Below are 14,850 nucleotides of genomic sequence, written 5' to 3'. Positions count from 1 at the left end.
GGCACCTCCGATCAGTTGTGCCCGTGACCGGGGGCGCCGTGGCCGGCGTCGGCGGTCGGGGTGGGAGCGGTCGGGGTGGCCCGGGTGCCCGGGGTGCTCGCCGGGGCCGCCGGGGCGTCGCCGGCCAGCACGGTGAACTCGGCGGTGCGCACCGCCCCGCCGTGCCGGAAGTCCAGGTAGAGCCGGTAGCTGCCGGCCGAGGGCACCTCGGCGGCGAAGCTCACGGCCGGCCCGGCCGGGGTACGCCCGTCACCGGGCACGCCCTCCGGGTGCACGTGCAGGTACGCGAGGTCGCCCTGCCGCAACGCCACCAGGTGCCCGTACGCGCCGAGGTACGGCTCCAGGTCGGTGACCGGCTTCCCGTCCCGGCTGACGGTCAGCGTCAACTGGCTGGTGCGGCCCGGCTGCGGCGTGCCGGTGAGGGTGACCGTGTAGCCGTCGACCGTGGTGCTGGCGGCCGGTGCCGGCAGCGGCCGGGGCTGGAGCTGGCCGGGGACGGTCACGTCGACCCCGAGGGTGAGCGGCTCCCCGCCCGACGGGGTGAAGTCGGCGAAGGCCCGCCAGACGCCCGGCCCGCCCAGCGGGGAGTCCACCCGCCAGGTGCCGTCGGCGCCCAGCTCGGGGTGGACGTGCCGGAAGCCGGACAGGTCGCGCCGCGCCACGATCAGGTGCATCCGCTTGTCGTGGGCGATCTCGTAGCCGGTCACCGCAGCGCCGTCCGGGCCGGTGATCCGGAAGGCGAACTGCCCGGTCGGGGCGTCCACCGGCTGCATGGTGTAGCCGCGGTCGGAGACGAGCAGCCCGCCGGGCAGGTGCGTGGCACCGGCGGGGTCGGCACCGTGCGAGTCGGAGCCGCCGTGCGGGTCGGAGCCGTGGCCGGCGCCGGCGGGCTCGTGGCGGGTGTCGGCGGCCGGGGTGACGGGGCCGGCCAGGTGGCCGACCCCGTACGCCGTGCCGAACACCGCCGCGAGGCCGAGGGCGAAACCGCTCAGCTTCGTCGCCGTGTTCATCGTGATACCTCGGTTCTCTGGGGTCGTGACCCCGTCACGCCTCGACGAGGTCGTACCCGGCCTCGTCGACGGCGGCGCGTACGGACTCGGTGTCCAGCGGGCTCTCACTGGTGACGGTGACCCGGCCGGAGGCCAGGTCCACCTGGACGTCGCTGACGCCCTGGATCGCGCTCACCTCGGTGCTGACCGAGTTGACGCAGTGCCCGCAGGTCATGCCCTGCACCTGGTACGTGGTGGTGACCATGGCAACTCTCCTCCCGCATCCATGCTATACCCCCCAGGGGTAGCTCTCCCGAGGACCATAGCATACCCCCAGGGGGTACGCTATCCTGGTTGCCATGACCACACCGAGCACCCCGACCCGGGGCTACACCGCCAGCAAGGACCAGCTGCTCGCGCGGCTGCGCCGCGTCGAGGGCCAGGTCCGCGGCGTGGAGAAGATGGTCGACGACGACCGGTACTGCATCGACGTGCTGACCCAGATCTCGGCGATCCAGGCCGCCCTGGACAAGGTCGCCCTCGGCCTGCTCGACGGCCACGCCCGGCACTGCATGCACGAGGGGGCCGCCGAGGGCCGCGCCGACGAGATGGCCGCCGAGATGATGGCCGCCGTCGGCCGCCTGATGAAGCGCGGCTGAGCCCGCGGAGCCCGGCCGGGCGGGTCACCCCGCCCGGCCGGGACGCCGGAGCCACGACGGCTCCGAGGCGCCCCGGCCGGCGGCGGTCAGAGCCGGGCGAGGATCTTCCTCATGGTGTCGATCTCGCCCTGCTGGGCGGTGATGATCTGCTGCGCCATGGCCTTGGCGTCCGCGTTGACCCCGTTGCCGATCTCCTGCTCCGCCATGGTGATCGCGCCCTGGTGATGGGCGATCATCATGGCCAGGAACTGCCGGTCGAACTCCCGGCCGGAGGCGGCCGCCAGGTTCGCCATGTCGGCGTCGGACATCATGCCCGGCATGCCGTGGTCGTGGCCGCCGCTCGGGCTGCCGGACGGGACGGGCCGGCCCCATGCGGTGAGCCAACCGGTCATGGTGGCGATCTCCGGCGCCTGGGCGGCCTTGATCTGCGCGGCGAGGCGCTCGACCTCGGGGTCCTGGGCACGGCTGTCGGCCAGCTCCGACATCTGCACCGCCTGCTGGTGGTGCGGGATCATCATCTGGGCGAACATGACGTCGGCGTCGTCGAACGTGGCGGACGCGCTGGCCGACGGGCCGGCGGTGGCACCGGTGCCCGGCATGTCGTGGCCGGAGCCGGCCTGGTGGTCGTCGCCGCCGCAGGCGGCCAGGGTGAGAGCGGTGCTGAGAGCGACGCCGGCCAGGGCGGCACGGCGCGCGATGGTACGAGTGGACACGATCAGACCTTTCGGTGTGAGGACGTACGCAGCGGACTCGGGACGCGGCGGTACCGCGTCGGGGCGTCCTATCTGCGCAGCACCGACACCGTGGCGAGGCGAAGCCCGACCGGGCGGGGTGGCGGGGCGCGCGGCCCACGCGACGGCCGGGACGAATGGCGGGTCGCGATCACGTGGTGGGCACGGCCGAACAGCAGCGTCGCCAGCAGGAGCGCCACCGTGACGGCGCCGAGCACCGCCAGGCAGACACTCCAGCCACCCGGGGCACCCCCAGGCTGGTCGGCGGGAAGCGCCACCGCGCCGACCTGGCCGGCGAACGACACCGGCCCGGCGACATGGGCGGCCGGGACCGCTTCGGGCGCGGCGCCGTGGGCGACCGGGACCACCTCGGGCCCGGCGGCCTGAGCGACCGGCGCCCGCTGCGACACGGCGGCGTGGCCGTCCGGGTGGGACGCGACTGAGTGCGTGTTGTGGCCGATGGTGTGCATGGCGGCCAGCCCGAGCAGGGTGCAGGCGAGCAGGAGCAGCCGGGCCCACCACCCGGCCGGCCGCGCCGTCGCCGTTCGCACCCGACCACGCTAGCCCGAACCGGGCGGGATCAGAGGCGTACCCGGCGCAACAGCTGGGCGTTGAGCGCGACCACGATCGTCGAGGCGGACATCAGCGCCGCGGCGAGCGCCGGGCTCAGCGCCACCCCCGCGAAGGCCAGCACGCCGGCCGCCAGCGGCAGCGCCACCACGTTGTAGCCGGCCGCCCAGGCGAGGTTCTGCCGCATCTTCCGGTACGCCGCCCGGCTCAGCCGGACCACCCCGGCGACGCCGCGCGGGTCGGAGGAGGCGAGCACCACCCCGGCCGACTCGATCGCCACGTCGGTGCCCGCCCCGATCGCGATTCCCACGTCGGCCCGGGCCAGCGCCGGCGCGTCGTTGACCCCGTCGCCGACCATCGCCACCCGCAGCCCCCGGCGTTGCAGCGCGGTAACCTTCCGGTCCTTGTCGGCGGGGAGCACCTCGGCGAAGACCTCGTCGACGCCGGGCCGGAAACCGAGGTCCGCGGCGACCGCCTCGGCCACCGTGCGGGCGTCCCCGGTGATCATCGCGATGCTGCGAACCCCCTCGGCACGCAGTTCCGCGATCGCCTCCCGGGCCTCGGGGCGTACCTGGTCGGCGAGCGCGAGCAGGCCGAGGACGGTGTCCGGCAGGCGGACCAGGTGCAGCACCGCCGCGCCGCGCTCGGCCCAGCGCCGGGCCGCCGGCTCCAGCGCCCCGGGCAGCTCCAGCCCCTGCTCGCGCAGGAGCGCGGGGCCACCGACCGCGTACGGCGTACCGTCGATCTCGGCCCGGACGCCGCGCCCCGGCAGCGAACGGAAGCCGGCGGCCGGGGCCGGGTCGCCGCGCTCGGCGGCGGCCGCGACGATCGCCCGGGCCAGCGGGTGTTCGCTGTCCGCCTCGACCCCGGCGGCGAGCCGCAGCACCTCGTCCTCGCCGGTCCCCGGCGCGGCGGCCACCCCGACCACGGCGTGCTCGCCCCTGGTGAGGGTGCCGGTCTTGTCGAAGAGCACCACGTCGACGGTGCGCATCCGTTCCAGTGCGAGCCGGTCGCGGACCAGCACGCCGGAGCGGGCGGCCAGCGCGGTGGAGAGCGCGATCACCAGCGGGATGGCCAGGCCGAGCGCGTGCGGGCAGGCGATCACCAGGACCGTGACGGTCCGGACCACCGCCTCGTCCCGCTCGCCCAGCGCGGTCCACCCCACGACGGTCAGCACGGCGGTGCCGGTGGCGACGTAGAAGAGCCAGGCGGCGAAGCGGTCCGCCAGCGCCTGCGCCCGCCCGCCGGACTGCTGCGCCTGTGCCACGAGGCGCTGGATGCCGGCGAGGGTGGTCTGGTCGCCGACGGCCTCCACCCGAACCCGGATCGCCGAGTCGGTGGCGACGGTGCCGGCCACCACCCGGTCCCCGACCGTCCGGGAGACCGGGCGGGACTCGCCGGTGACCATCGACTCGTCCAGCTCGGCGGCCCCGTCGACGATCCGCCCGTCGGCCGGCACCCGCCCACCGGGGCGGACCAGCACCACGTCGGCCACCCGCAGGCCGCTCACCGGCACCCGTTCGGTGCCGCCCTGCGGCCCGACCCGCTCGGCGTCGTCGGGGAGCAGCGCGGCCAGCGCCGCGAGGGCGCCCCGCGCCTGCCCGACGGCCTTCATCTCCTGCCAGTGCCCGAGCAGCATGATGGTGACCAGGGCGGCCAACTCCCACCAGAAGTCCAGCTCGAAGGCGCCCAGGCTGGTGGCGAGCGAGGCGGCGTACGCGACGCTGATCGCCATCCCGATCAGCAGCATCATGCCCGGGGCCCGGTCGCGCACCTCGCGCACCGCGCCGACGAGGAACGGCCAGCCGCCCCACCAGAAGACCACCGAGCCGAGCACCGGCCCGACCAGGGACCGGCCGGGGAACTCCAGCGAGTAGCCGAACCACTCCATCACCATGTGGCTGGTGGCGACCACGGGCAGGGTCAGCGCCAGGCAGAGCCAGAACCGGCGGCGGAACATCTCCGGGTCGTGGCCGGCGTGCCGGTCGTGCCCCCGGTGCCGGTCCGACCCCGGGTGCCGCGCCGGTCCGGCGTGCTGGTCCATGCCCCCACGATGCCCGGTGAGCGCGCTGCCGACGGCACGAACCGGGCGGACCCGCACCGAACCTGGCTACGATTCACCGGCCATGACTCGCCATCCGCCGCTGCTGCCGCCGGCCCGCGTACCGCGCCGGGCTCGGCCGCCGTCAGCGACCGCCCGGGCGGGTCGCCACGCCGGGCGACCGCGCCGTCCGATCGCGCTGGGTGACCCCGCCGGCACCCAGGGCCCACCCCGGGGTACGCGGCCCGCCACGCGCGTCCCGCCGGTGAACCGAACGGCCGGCTGACACGTACCCCGCCCTGGATCGTTGGGAGACTCGCAATGGGCGCCGACCACACCCGTCCCGCTCCGTCCGCCCCATCGGGGGTGCGGCGGATCCTCGTCGCGACGGTGGTCCCGCTGTTCGTCGTCACGGTGATCGCCGCCCTGGTGCTGTGGCCGCGCGACTCGCGGCAGGCCGACGGCGGCGCCGAGCCGGCACGCCACCACGGCACGGTGACCCGGGTGGTGACCGAACCCTGCCCGCCGACCCCGGAGGCACCGCCCGGCGCGGCCGAAGGGCCGTGCGGGACCGTGACGGTCCGGGTCGAGCAGGGCCCGGACAGCGGCCAGCAGGTGGAGACACCGGTGCCCGCCGGTCCGGGCGCGCCCACCGTCGCGGTGGGCGACGAGGTGGTGCTGGTCCAGCTCGCCGACCCGGCCGACCCCACCGCCACCAGCTACCAGATCGCCGAACACCAGCGGGGCAAGCCCCTGGTGTGGCTGGTGGCGCTCTTCGCGGCGGCGATCGTGGCGTTCGGCCGGCTGCGCGGACTGGCCGCACTGGCCGGGCTGGGCGCCAGCTTCGCCATCCTGCTGACCTTCGTCGTACCCGGCATCGCGGCGGGCGGCTCGCCGCTGCTGATCGCGATCACCGGCTCGGCGCTGATCATGTTCGTGGTGCTGTACCTGACCCACGGGATCACCGCGCAGACCTCGGTGGCGGTCCTCGGCACCCTCGGCAGCCTGGTGCTGACCGGACTGCTCGGCAGCCTGGCCACCGCCGCCACCCACCTGACCGGGTTCGGCAGCGAGGAGGCCACCACGCTGTCGATGTACCAGCGTGACGTCGACCTGCACGGGCTGCTGCTGGCCGGCATCATCATCGGCTCGCTCGGCGTGCTCGACGACGTCACCGTCACCCAGGCCGCCACCGTCACCGAGCTGGCGCACGCCAACCCCGGACTGTCCCGGACGCAGCTCTACCGGGCCGCCACCCGGGTCGGCCGGGCGCACATCGCCTCCACGGTGAACACCATCGTGCTCGCGTACGCGGGCGCCTCGCTGCCGCTGCTGCTCCTGCTCACCGCCGACAGCCGTCCGGTGAGCCAGATCCTCACCAGCGAGTTCCTGGCTCAGGAGATCGTCCGCAGCGCGGTGGCGACGCTCGGCCTGGTCGCCGCCGTACCGCTGACCACCGCGCTGGCCGCGCTGGTCGCCACCGCCGGTCGTGGCCCGGCCGACGATCCGGCCCGGGACACCGGACCGGCACCCACGCCCCGCCCCTCCGCCGACCGGGACGCGGCGCTCGAGGCGCTGAGCGCGTCGCGTCCCGGCGGACCGTCCACCCCGGCCCCCGCACGGTGGCCCGACCCGGAAAGGAGCACGGACACCGCATGGTGAGACTCCGCTGCGTGACCGACGCCGACGCGGAACCTGACGAACGCGTCACTCGTCACGCATCGCTACGACGAAATAACGCTTTTAGTCGGGTTCTGGACGTAGATCCCCGGTACGACTCTCGGGTAACCTCGCTGCCGGTCACCGCCGAAGGCGCGCAGCGGCGCCTGCGGTACCGCCGCCCAATCGCCGCGAGGCGAGCCGGGGAACCAGGTACATGGGGTGAATCCGCGCGAGCGGTAGGGGCCACTTCCGTCCCGAACCCGTCAGCTAACCCGGTCGGCGGTCGACGGAAGGGAACACTGTGACGGCACCCCTGCGCCGCTGGTTGACTCCGGTGGTGGCCGTGTTCGCCGCGCTGGCCATCCTCGGCGGGCCGACAGCCGCGATCGCCGCGCCCTCGACCCCCACCCCCTCCGGGCACGAGGAGGACGGCGAGCCCAAGCTGCTCACCGACGTCATCGAGCTGCGCAACCGCGAGTACTCCAAGGCCAAGACGCAGCTGGAGAAGTCCAAGAAGCGCCAGCAGCAGCTCGGGCTGGAGGTGCGGCGCGCGCAGGACGAGCTGGCGGCGTTGCAGCCGACGGTCTCGCAGATCGCGGCGCAGTCGTACCGGACCGGCCGGATCGGCGCGGTGGCGATGCTGCTGGAGAGCGACGCCCCGGACTCGTTCGTCCGGCGCGCCGCCGCCCTGGACGAGCTGAACATGGTCAACGCGCAGAAGCTGGCCAAGGTCACCGCCGCCAAGAACCGCGCGGAGCAGGCCAAGCTGGCGCTCGACGCCGAGGTGCGCGAGCAGCAGAAGCTCACCAACGACATGGCCCGGGAGAGCCGGGAGGCGGAGAAGGCCCTCCAGCTGGTCGGTGGCCGGGGCTTCACCGGCGGCCTGGTCGACGCGACCTCGCCGGTCGCCCGGATCGGCCCCGGCCGGACGGCCGACGGCGGCTGGCGGCCCGAGTCGCGCACCGAGAACGACCCGACCACCTCCGGCACCATCACGCCGCGCACACTGCACGCGTACAAGGAGGTCCGGCGGGCCGGCTTCACCCGGTTCGCGGGCTGCTACCGGCCAGGTGGGCCGTGGGACCACCCGAAGGGCAAGGCCTGCGACTGGTCGTTGCAGCGGAGCGGCTTCGCGCCCTGGTACAACAACGACACCCGGATGTACGGCAACAACCTCGCCGCGTTCCTGATCCGCAACGCCGACCGGCTCGGCATCTACTACGTGATCTGGAACCGGCAGATCTGGTTCCCGGCGACCGGGTGGAAGTCGTACAGCGGACCGTCGAACCACACCGACCACGTACACATGTCGATGCTCTAGCGCGACGCGTACCGAACGAGGGCCGTCCCCGGTGGGGCGGCCCTCGTCGCGTGCGGGGGGTTTCAGCCTGCGACGGCGGTCGCCCGACCGTCGGCCTGGGCCGGCACGACGCTCGGCACCGCGGCCACCGTCCGCACCTCACCGGCGCTAAGCCGGTACGACATGCCAACCACCGCGCACCGCCCCTCGGCGACCGCGGCGGCCAGTACGGCGGAGTTGCCCAGCAGCGCCTCGACGGTCTGCGCGATGTGGATGTCGACGATCCCGTCAACGTCGTCGACGCCCTGCTCGGCGGCCCGCTGGAGGCTCGGTACCACCGCGTCCACCACCGCCCGCAGGTGCCCGACCGGCGGCGTGCCGGTCCGCGCGGCGTCCCGGGCGGCCTGCACGGCCCCGCAGGAGTCGTGGCCGAGCACCACCACCAGCGGGGTGCCCAGGACGCTCACCGCGTACTCGACGCTGCCGAGCACCTCGGGGCCGGCGGTGTGCCCGGCGGTCCGGACCACGAAGAGGTCACCCAGGCCCCGGTCGAAAATGATCTCGGCGGCGAGGCGGGAGTCGGAGCAGCCGACGATCACCGCGAACGGGTGCTGGCCGTCGGCGACCGCCGTCCGGTGCAGCGAGTCCTGGTTGGGGTGGCGCTGCGCGCCCGTCACGAAGCGCCGGTTGCCGGCGTGCAGCTCGGCGAGCGCCTGCGTCGGATCGGTCAGGGTCATTGCCTCACCTCGGTCCCTCGCGAGATCGGCCTGGTCATACCCGGCCGGCGACGGAGGCGGCCTCGCCGCCCACCGTCACACGCAGCGAAAGATACGTCAAGGGATACGTGATACGGATTTCATACATTACCGGGACGTGGGCAGCGTGTTTCGCCGCCGTGTCCCCGGGCCGTGCCCGGACGGCTCCGGGTGCGCGGAGGCCAGGGCGGAAATGCCGGCCGGCTGGCCATACGATGACGGGCATGGCGACGACTGCGCAGAACGGGAGCACCCGGAACTGGACGTTCCTCACCAACCACGCGCACGTGCTGCTCGCCATCGCCCGCAACCCCACCGCCCGGCTGCGGGACGTCGCCGACGAGGTCGGGGTGACCGAGCGCGCCGCGCAGGCGATCGTCGCCGACCTGGAGGCCGGCGGCTACCTCCACCGCACCCGGGTGGGTCGGCGCAACGAGTACACGGTCAACCCGCGCGGCCACTTCCGGCACCCGGCCGAGTCCGACCGCCAGGTGGGGGACCTGCTCGCCCTCTTCACCGGCGAGCGCGCCGAGTCCACCTCCTGACGACCGCTCTCATTCTGGGCGCCCGGACCCGCCCGTCGCCCCGTCCCGGGCGCGGCGGCGGTAATCTCAGCGCGTGCGCGAGAGCTTCCGGCCGACTGGGACGGCGCTGACCGAGACCGCCGGGCGTCCATCCCGGACAGTCCTCGGTGGAGTGATGGCGGCCCTGCTCGCCTCGCTCGTGGTACCGCCGGCACCGGCCGTGGCGGCCCCGAACTGCCCCGGCCCGGCCGGCGGGGTCGCCCCCGCCGAGACACCGTGGGCGCTGCGCCGGCTCGACCCGGCGTCGGCCTGGCGGATCACCCGGGGCGAGCGGGTCACCGTGGCGGTCATCGACTCCGGCGTCTCCCCCACCCATCCACTGCTCAAGGGGCAGGTACGCGAGGGCCGCGACTTCAACGGCCTGCCGTCGATGCAGGGCCGGTGCGACCTGGCCGGCCACGGCACCATCGTGGCCGGGATCATCGCCGGGCGGGACGACACCGGAGCCCCGTACAGCGGCATCGCGCCCGCGGCCCGGATCCTGCCGGTCCGGGTGCTGCCCGACACCCAGCGCACCAACGACCCCGGCCTGCCCCTGCAGATCGCCGACGCGATCCGCTGGTCGACCGACCAGGACGTCCAGGTGATCAACCTGTCGCTGGTCACGGTGGACCACCCCGAACTCGCCCAAGCCGTCGACTACGCGCTCGGCAAGGGCGTCGTGGTGGTGGCCGCCGCCGGCAACCGGCAGCAGGAGCAGCAGGACCTGCCTGCGTACCCGGCCGCGTACCCGGGGGTGATCGCGGTCGCCGGGGTCGACCGGGAGGGCGGTCACGTCGGCAGCTCGGTCAGCGGCAACTACGTGGACATCGCCGCGCCCGGGCTGGACATCGTCGGCCCCGCCCCGGGCGGCCAGGGCTACCTCGCCGAGCCGCAGGGCGGCACCAGCTTCGCCGCCGCGTACGTCTCGGGCGCGGCGGCGCTGATCCGCGCCGCCCGGCCCGACCTCACGCCGGAACAGGTCGCCTACCGACTCACCCGCACCGCCGACAACCCGCCCGAGGGGCACAACCCCGAACTCGGGTACGGGGTGGTGAACCCGTACCGGGCGCTGACCAGCCTGCTCGGCACCCGGACGGATTCCCCGGTCGGGGCCATGCCGCCACCCGGCGCGGCGGAGGACCCGCTGGGCTGGCAGCGCACCGTGGCGCTCTGGGTCGCCGGTGCCGCGGGAGTGCTCGCCCTGGCGCTGCTGGCGGCCCGACCGATCGTGGCCCTGGGCCGCCGGCGGAAGTGGCGGCCCGGCCGCCGCGCCGAAACCGTCGACGCCTGACCCCCGGCCGACGCGCGCCACGAGCGGCGCAGCGCCCGGCCAACGGCGGAGCGGCCCACGAACGGCGGAACCCCCACCAACGGCGGAGCGCCGCCCACGTGACCGTGGACGGCGCTCCCTGTCGAGGCTCAGCGCAGGATGCCGGGCGCGGCACCGCCGTCCGCACCCCAGACGTCCTCGTCCTCCTCCAGCCAGGTGTTGCGGGGAGCCTCCTCCTCGCCGTAGCCAGCGCCGTGGCCGCCGCCCATGCCGGCCATGCCGCCCTTGACCCCGGCACCGCCCCGGACACCGCCGGCCGCGCCCTTGCCGGCACCGCCACGACCGGCCGCACCGCCCATGCCGCCGGCCATTCCGCCCATGCCGCCGCCGAGCCGGCCCGCACCGCGGCCCGCACCCCGGCCGGCGCCCGCACCGCCCGCGCCGCCCATCATCCCGGGCATGCCGGTGCTCACCGCCTTGCCGAGGGAGCCGCCGCCGGGGATCATGCCGCCCGCGCCGCCGAGGCCGCTACCACCGCCGCCGCCGGAGCCCAGGCCGGTGGTGCTGGGCAGGCCACCGCCGCCGAGGCCCGAGTTGGGCAGCGTGCCGACGCCGCCGGCACCGGCCAGACCGCTGCCGTACTCGTCACCGAGGCTGCCGGTGCCGCCGCCGCCCGGGTAGCCGCCGGTGCCGGAGGAGAGGTCCGGGTGGGTGCCGGTGCCGATACCCGGGCCGCCGGTGCCGATACCCGGGGGGGAGCCGACGCCGCCCATGGAGGGGTTGCCGCCGAGGCCGCCGGTGGAGGGCGCACCGCCGATGTCCGGCACGCCGCCACCGCCGCCACCGCCGCCGCCCCCGCCGAGGTCCGGCTTCTTGAAGTCGTCGTGGATTGTCGACGGAGCGGTGCTGGTCGGCGCGTCCAGGTTCTCGTCGATCGCCAGGTAGTGGCCGCTGACCTGCCCGTAGACCCGGTTGGCGTCGTCAGTCTTGTCGTTGAACCAGTCGACCATCGAGCTGATCGGGTCGGCCAGGCCGAGGAAGTCCGGCTTGACCTTCATCTCGAAGAACCCCGCGCTGATCGTGATCCGCCCGTTGCGGGCCTCCAGCACGTCGTTGACGCAGCTCGCCGGGATCGGGAACTCGGCCTGCGCGGCGCTGAGCTTGTCCGCGGCGTCCTTCAACGAGTGCACGATGCCGCCCCGGCTCTCGGCGTCCGCGACCACCTCGCCGGTGCTCTTCGCGAGCCCCTCGATGTGCGTCTTGAACGCCTCGTACGCCGGGCCCTTCCAGGTCTCGCCGAGGTCCTTGACGTTCGTCTCGAGGTTCTGCTTGACCGTGTTCAAATTCTTCAGCAGCTGCTCCCAGCCGAAGGCGGCGCTGGTGACGTCACCGGGCCGGCCGTCGATGACGATCTGCTGGCACATCTCTTCCCAACTCGGCATCTGCCGCCTCCCCCGACTCAGTTCTTCCCGGCGCGGCTGGACGCGCTGTTGATGGCGTTCTGCATCTGGTTGGCGTTCAAACGGTTGCGCTCATCGGCCGTGTCGTAGTTCTCCTTGACCGTCCGGAGCGCGTTGGCGGCCTTCCAGAGCTCACGGGCGAGCTCCCGCAGCCTGGTCTGGGTGCTGTCGTAGAGGCCGGCGTGCTTGGTGGCGAGGGCGTTGGCCCGCTCGAAGCTGCCGAGCGGGCTCTTCTCACCGCCGCCGCCTACCGCCGCCGCCCCGGTGGCGTTGCGCATCCACTTCCGGATGTCCTCTTCCATCTTGTACGACTGCTGGTTGAGGAAATCGGCGTGGTCGTCGAGCCACGTGATGGCCTTGTCGAGGGTCGAGGCGTCCCACTCGGTCTTGGCGCCCGCGCCGCCAGGGGCGGGTGTCAGGTGCGTCGGTCGGTGGGCCTTGTTGACGTTGTCCAGCGAGACGCCGTCGTAGTAGACGAACGGCGTGATGGTGGGTGCCACCGGGACGTTGGGCGTGTCGATCTCGACCCTGTCCGACTGCTGCGTCCTGTCGTCCGTCATCGGTTCCTCCCCGTCGCCGATCAGACTTTCTGGCTTACTGTTGGTGCACGCCGGGGCCCGGCGGGGCCGGCGGCGGTGGGGGCGTCGCCCCCGGGTGCGGCCACGGGGCACCGTGGGGTGCCGCGCCGGGCGGGCCGTAGGCACCGAGCGCCTGCGGCGGTACGCCCCCGGGCACGCCGTGCGGCGCCGGCCCTGCGGGCGGGTACGGGCCACGGGCGCCCGGGACGTTGCCGGGCGGCACGGCGTGGCCGGCTGGCACGGCGTGGCCGGGTAGCGGCGGGAAGCCGGGACCGGTCGGCGGGGCGGCCGGGCGGCGGCGGGATCGGCGCACCAGCACGATCACCAGGATCGCCACTGCGATCGGCACCAGCAGGCAGAGCGCGCCCTGGATCAGCGCACCGGTGCCGTTCTTCACGCCGAACGAGACAATCGGGCCGCCGTCCTTCGACCGCTCCGGCAGGGGTTGCGACTGCTTCTCCCCGCCACCACCGGCGGGCGCGCCGGCCAGCAGCGGGTTGCTCGACACGTTCGGCACCGAGCGGGTCAGCGCCGCCACCGGGTCCACCGCCCCGAACCCGTACTCGTCGTCCCGGCCGGCGGCACCGCGGTCCTGGGCGGTGCGGATGAGCCGGTTGACCACGTTGGCCGCGTCCAGGTCCGGGTACTTCGCCCGGACCAGCGCCGCCACCCCGGAGACGATCGCCCCCGACTCGCTGGTGCCGCTGCTGACGCCGTAGCCGTTGTCGGACACCGAGGTGGGCAGCGGTCCGATGACTTCTTCCTGCGGCGCGGCCAGCACGGACTCCGGGCCCCGCACGCTGTCGCCGAAGAACGAGCCGTTCCTGCCCAGCCCGGTCACCGCGATCACTCCGGGGATGTCCGCCGGCGAGGCGACGCCGACGTAGCCCTGGTGGACGTTGCCGGCGGCGGCGACGACCACGACGTTCTTCTCGAGGGCGTACCGGACGGCCGCGACCTCTTCCGGCTTCGCGGGTTCCTTGGTGCCCATCGAAATGTTGAGCACGTCGGCGCCGTGGTCCACCGCCCAGCGGATGCCCTTCGCGATGTCGTCGGCCTGGAGCCGGGTACCGACGGTGACGGGCAGGATCCTGGCCTCGGGAGCGATGCCGAGTTGGCGCATCTCCCCCCCGCCACGCCCGGCGATGATGCCCGCCATGGCCGTGCCATGCGCGATCTTGTCGTCGGTGCCCCAGCCCTTCGCGGACCCGTCGGCGCCGGTGGCATACCCGGGGAGCACCTGGCCTCGCAAGTCGGGGACCTCGGGCTCGACGCCGGTGTCGAGGACGGCGACGACCACGCCGCGGCCCTTGGTGATCTTGTGCGCCTGCGGGATCTTCAGCTCGTCGAGGTACCACTGGAGGCCGCGTACCGTGTCGGCGGCGCGGGCCGGGGCCGGCGCGGCCAGTGGAACCGTTCCGGCGGCAACCGCCAGGGCCAGCGCGGCCACAGTGGACCTCAGCACCGGCCGGAGACTCTTCCGCGTACGCATGACACTCCCAGGACCTCGACGACTCGCAACGCAGTGCGGCTCCGGTCCGGTCGAGCCGGACCGGAGCCGCGACGGGGCGATTATCTCAGCCCCACACCTTGGAGTTGCTCATCTCGGTGGAGACGTAGTTCTCGCGCGCCACGCCGACCGCACCGCCGATCTCGTTCAGGATGCGGTTGATGTCGCGCACAGCGGTGTCCCACTGCGCCTGGTGCTGCTCGTAGGCGGCCCGGTCCTGGCCCTCCCACTGGAGCTTCGACAGCATCGACCGCAGCGTGTCCAGCTTCTCGTCGATGGTCTTCGAGATGGACTGCATCTGCTGGTTGGCGCTTTCGAGGACTGCGTAGTCAACCTTGATGCTCATGATTTCCTCCCCTGCTCTTCTCGGCGGATCACGGGTTGAGAGCAGAGTGGAACTTGTCCAGCATCTGCTGCTGCTCTTCGTCGTTGACCTGGTGCGTCGTACCCGACTTGTCGAGCAGGTCGGCGATGTTGTCCATCGCCGTCAGCAGCTTGACCGTGTCCTCGTTCCAGCGGTTCATCAGCGACTGGAAGCCCGTGGACGCCTGTCCCTTCCAGGCGATGGCCAGGTCGTCGACCACGTTCCACAGCTTCTTCAGCTCGCCGTCGACCTCGCTGCGCGTGGACCGCACGTCACTCGCGGCGGTATGCAGAGTCGCTGCTTCGACCTCGAACGCCATGCTTCACACCCTTCCGTCATGTTGTGGCGGCGGAATCTGCCGCGCCCTCCCCCGCGGCAAGGCCAACACCCCACCG

16 protein-coding genes and 1 riboswitch are annotated in these 14,850 nt (G+C 73.8%); of the genes, 5 read left to right on the top strand and 11 right to left on the bottom strand.

Features of this window, described 5'->3' with window-relative positions; genetic code table 11:
- Nucleotides 1-11: 11 nt before the first annotated feature.
- Both ACTMS9_RS02995 and ACTMS9_RS02990 read right to left on the bottom strand, forming a co-directional pair.
- Nucleotides 12-1,010, bottom strand: a complete 999-nt coding sequence (locus tag ACTMS9_RS02995) for a hypothetical protein (protein ID WP_441164059.1) — start codon at nt 1,008-1,010, stop codon at nt 12-14.
- A gap of 34 nt (nt 1,011-1,044) precedes the next feature.
- Nucleotides 1,045-1,254 (bottom strand): heavy-metal-associated domain-containing protein, encoded by a 210-nt coding sequence (locus tag ACTMS9_RS02990; RefSeq protein ID WP_346536774.1) that lies wholly within the window; start codon nt 1,252-1,254, stop codon nt 1,045-1,047.
- A gap of 94 nt (nt 1,255-1,348) precedes the next feature.
- Here ACTMS9_RS02990 and ACTMS9_RS02985 point away from each other — a divergent pair, with 94 nt between their 5' ends.
- Nucleotides 1,349-1,648 (top strand): metal-sensitive transcriptional regulator, encoded by a 300-nt coding sequence (locus tag ACTMS9_RS02985; protein ID WP_154939970.1) that lies wholly within the window; start codon nt 1,349-1,351, stop codon nt 1,646-1,648.
- A gap of 86 nt (nt 1,649-1,734) precedes the next feature.
- Here the strand turns inward: ACTMS9_RS02985 and ACTMS9_RS02980 are convergent, their stop codons facing one another.
- The 3 genes from ACTMS9_RS02980 to ACTMS9_RS02970 form a co-directional block, all read right to left on the bottom strand.
- Nucleotides 1,735-2,361, bottom strand: a complete 627-nt coding sequence (locus ACTMS9_RS02980; RefSeq protein WP_441164058.1) for a DUF305 domain-containing protein — start codon at nt 2,359-2,361, stop codon at nt 1,735-1,737.
- A 68-nt stretch (nt 2,362-2,429) separates the two neighbouring features.
- Nucleotides 2,430-2,930, bottom strand: a complete 501-nt coding sequence (locus ACTMS9_RS02975; RefSeq protein WP_441164057.1) for a hypothetical protein — start codon at nt 2,928-2,930, stop codon at nt 2,430-2,432.
- A gap of 29 nt (nt 2,931-2,959) precedes the next feature.
- The gene (locus tag ACTMS9_RS02970) at nt 2,960-4,993 is read right to left on the bottom strand and encodes a copper-translocating P-type ATPase (protein WP_441164056.1); all 2,034 of its coding nucleotides are present in this window, start codon (nt 4,991-4,993) and stop codon (nt 2,960-2,962) included.
- A 318-nt stretch (nt 4,994-5,311) separates the two neighbouring features.
- Here ACTMS9_RS02970 and ACTMS9_RS02965 point away from each other — a divergent pair, with 318 nt between their 5' ends.
- Nucleotides 5,312-6,652 (top strand): YibE/F family protein, encoded by a 1,341-nt coding sequence (locus ACTMS9_RS02965; RefSeq protein WP_441149033.1) that lies wholly within the window; start codon nt 5,312-5,314, stop codon nt 6,650-6,652.
- A gap of 166 nt (nt 6,653-6,818) precedes the next feature.
- Nucleotides 6,819-6,949, top strand: a riboswitch (cyclic di-AMP (ydaO/yuaA leader).
- Nucleotides 6,950-6,953: 4 nt separating this feature from the next.
- The gene (locus tag ACTMS9_RS02960; RefSeq protein ID WP_441149032.1) at nt 6,954-7,973 is read left to right on the top strand and encodes a coiled-coil domain-containing protein; all 1,020 of its coding nucleotides are present in this window, start codon (nt 6,954-6,956) and stop codon (nt 7,971-7,973) included.
- 62 nt (nt 7,974-8,035) lie between these two features.
- On the opposite strand, the gene ACTMS9_RS02955 is transcribed toward ACTMS9_RS02960, so the two are convergent.
- Nucleotides 8,036-8,689, bottom strand: a complete 654-nt coding sequence (locus tag ACTMS9_RS02955) for a carbonic anhydrase (RefSeq protein WP_441149031.1) — start codon at nt 8,687-8,689, stop codon at nt 8,036-8,038.
- A gap of 233 nt (nt 8,690-8,922) precedes the next feature.
- Here ACTMS9_RS02955 and ACTMS9_RS02950 point away from each other — a divergent pair, with 233 nt between their 5' ends.
- Together ACTMS9_RS02950 and mycP are read left to right on the top strand one after the other, a co-directional pair.
- A complete protein-coding gene (locus ACTMS9_RS02950) occupies nt 8,923-9,252 on the top strand; it encodes a helix-turn-helix transcriptional regulator (RefSeq protein WP_334572654.1) in 330 nt (109 codons plus the stop codon).
- Between the two features lie 73 nt (nt 9,253-9,325).
- A complete protein-coding gene (gene mycP, locus ACTMS9_RS02945) occupies nt 9,326-10,564 on the top strand; it encodes a type VII secretion-associated serine protease mycosin (protein WP_441164055.1) in 1,239 nt (412 codons plus the stop codon).
- Nucleotides 10,565-10,692: 128 nt separating this feature from the next.
- On the opposite strand, the gene ACTMS9_RS02940 is transcribed toward mycP, so the two are convergent.
- The 5 genes from ACTMS9_RS02940 to ACTMS9_RS02920 all read right to left on the bottom strand — a co-directional run bounded on the left by ACTMS9_RS02940 (nt 10,693) and on the right by ACTMS9_RS02920 (nt 14,774).
- Nucleotides 10,693-11,985: a WXG100 family type VII secretion target gene (locus ACTMS9_RS02940; protein WP_441164054.1), complete on the bottom strand. Its 1,293-nt coding sequence runs from the start codon at nt 11,983-11,985 to the stop codon at nt 10,693-10,695.
- A 17-nt stretch (nt 11,986-12,002) separates the two neighbouring features.
- Nucleotides 12,003-12,563 (bottom strand): hypothetical protein, encoded by a 561-nt coding sequence (locus tag ACTMS9_RS02935; protein WP_441149028.1) that lies wholly within the window; start codon nt 12,561-12,563, stop codon nt 12,003-12,005.
- 34 nt (nt 12,564-12,597) lie between these two features.
- The gene (locus ACTMS9_RS02930) at nt 12,598-14,046 is read right to left on the bottom strand and encodes a S8 family serine peptidase (RefSeq protein ID WP_441149027.1); all 1,449 of its coding nucleotides are present in this window, start codon (nt 14,044-14,046) and stop codon (nt 12,598-12,600) included.
- 112 nt (nt 14,047-14,158) lie between these two features.
- Complete coding sequence (locus ACTMS9_RS02925) at nt 14,159-14,437, bottom strand: WXG100 family type VII secretion target (RefSeq protein ID WP_377604913.1); 279 nt, start codon at nt 14,435-14,437, stop codon at nt 14,159-14,161.
- Nucleotides 14,438-14,465: 28 nt separating this feature from the next.
- Nucleotides 14,466-14,774: a WXG100 family type VII secretion target gene (locus ACTMS9_RS02920; RefSeq protein WP_088964212.1), complete on the bottom strand. Its 309-nt coding sequence runs from the start codon at nt 14,772-14,774 to the stop codon at nt 14,466-14,468.
- Nucleotides 14,775-14,850 lie beyond the last annotated feature (76 nt).

Origin of the sequence: Micromonospora sp. L31, assembly GCF_052068075.1 — a bacterium.
GTDB lineage: Bacteria > Actinomycetota > Actinomycetes > Mycobacteriales > Micromonosporaceae > Micromonospora > Micromonospora purpureochromogenes.
The sequence above is the reverse complement of the archived record's forward strand: the minus strand, read 5'-3'. Positions and strand labels throughout refer to the sequence as shown.

Bases quoted from the DNA above. Each gene is read 5' to 3' on its own strand.
- ACTMS9_RS02995 (WP_441164059.1), bottom strand. From the start codon at position 1,010: ATGAACACGGCGACGAAGCTGAGCGGTTTCGCCCTCGGCCTCGCGGCG.
- ACTMS9_RS02990 (WP_346536774.1), bottom strand. From the start codon at position 1,254: ATGGTCACCACCACGTACCAGGTGCAGGGCATGACCTGCGGGCACTGC.
- ACTMS9_RS02985 (WP_154939970.1), top strand. From the start codon at position 1,349: ATGACCACACCGAGCACCCCGACCCGGGGCTACACCGCCAGCAAGGAC.
- ACTMS9_RS02970 (WP_441164056.1), bottom strand. From the start codon at position 4,993: ATGGACCAGCACGCCGGACCGGCGCGGCACCCGGGGTCGGACCGGCAC.
- ACTMS9_RS02965 (WP_441149033.1), top strand. From the start codon at position 5,312: ATGGGCGCCGACCACACCCGTCCCGCTCCGTCCGCCCCATCGGGGGTG.
- ACTMS9_RS02955 (WP_441149031.1), bottom strand. From the start codon at position 8,689: ATGACCCTGACCGATCCGACGCAGGCGCTCGCCGAGCTGCACGCCGGC.
- ACTMS9_RS02950 (WP_334572654.1), top strand. From the start codon at position 8,923: ATGACGGGCATGGCGACGACTGCGCAGAACGGGAGCACCCGGAACTGG.
- ACTMS9_RS02940 (WP_441164054.1), bottom strand. From the start codon at position 11,985: ATGCCGAGTTGGGAAGAGATGTGCCAGCAGATCGTCATCGACGGCCGG.
- ACTMS9_RS02935 (WP_441149028.1), bottom strand. From the start codon at position 12,563: ATGACGGACGACAGGACGCAGCAGTCGGACAGGGTCGAGATCGACACG.
- ACTMS9_RS02925 (WP_377604913.1), bottom strand. From the start codon at position 14,437: ATGAGCATCAAGGTTGACTACGCAGTCCTCGAAAGCGCCAACCAGCAG.
- ACTMS9_RS02920 (WP_088964212.1), bottom strand. From the start codon at position 14,774: ATGGCGTTCGAGGTCGAAGCAGCGACTCTGCATACCGCCGCGAGTGAC.